We start from the raw sequence: 1,050 nt of genomic DNA, 5'->3' as shown, positions 1-1,050 counted from the left end.
AATGGTATTCGCTCGAGGCGCTACCTAAATAGCTTTCGAGGAGAACCAGATATCTCCCGGTTTGATTGGCCTTTCACCCCCATCCACAAGTCATCCGCTCATTTTTCAACATAAGTCGGTTCGGTCCTCCAGTTGATGTTACTCAACCTTCAACCTGCCCATGGATAGATCACCGGGTTTCGGGTCTACACCTTGCAACTAAACGCGCAGTTAACACTCGGTTTCCCTACGGCTCCGCTATTCGCTTAACCTCGCTACAAAATGTAAGTCGCTGACCCATTATACAAAAGGTACGCAGTCACGGTCTCTTATTCCGAAGAATGGAACCGCTCCCACTGCTTGTACGTATACGGTTTCAGGTTCTATTTCACTCCCCTCACAGGGGTTCTTTTCGCCTTTCCCTCACGGTACTGGTTCACTATCGGTCAGTCAGGAGTATTTAGCCTTGGAGGATGGTCCCCCCATGTTCAGACAAGATGTCACGTGTCCCGTCCTACTCGTTTTCATCTATAGTTAGTTTTCATGTACGGGGCTATCACCCTGTGCCGCTGAGCTTTCCAACTCATTCCACTAACACCCTATAGACTTAAGGGCTAATCCCCGTTCGCTCGCCGCTACTAGGGGAATCTCGGTTGATTTCTGTTCCTCCGGGTACTTAGATGTTTCAGTTCCCCGGGTTTGCCTCACATACCTATGTATTCAGTATGTGATACTCACTTATGTGAGTGGGTTTCCCCATTCGGACATCGTTAGCTCAAATGCTTGTTACTAGCTCGCCAACGCTTTTCGCAAGTTACTACGTCCTTCATCGCCTCTGACTGCCAAGGCATCCACCGTATACGCTTAGTCACTTAACCATACAACCCACATGGGTCTTTATCCGCTTGCCACTATACTGTTATGCAGCGTTACTCAAACTCACTTGTCGGTTATGTAGTAAACTACACGCCCTCCTCGTTCGCTTTCGCGCCTTGCCTAACAACACATCGACTGCGCTAACAGACTCAATATTCTCTACAAATAGTAGAAAACGAATCGTATCGCAACTAA

Annotated in this window: 1 rRNA gene; it reads right to left on the bottom strand. The window is 48.0% G+C overall.

Annotated features, from left to right (window positions below):
* Positions 1 to 857, bottom strand: a 23S ribosomal RNA gene (locus tag KT99_RS19800); the annotation flags it as partial.
* Positions 858 to 1,050 lie beyond the last annotated feature (193 nt).

This window comes from Shewanella benthica KT99, from assembly GCF_000172075.1.
GTDB classification, from domain to species: domain Bacteria; phylum Pseudomonadota; class Gammaproteobacteria; order Enterobacterales; family Shewanellaceae; genus Shewanella; species Shewanella benthica_A.
The sequence above is the reverse complement of the archived record's forward strand: the minus strand, read 5'-3'. Positions and strand labels throughout refer to the sequence as shown.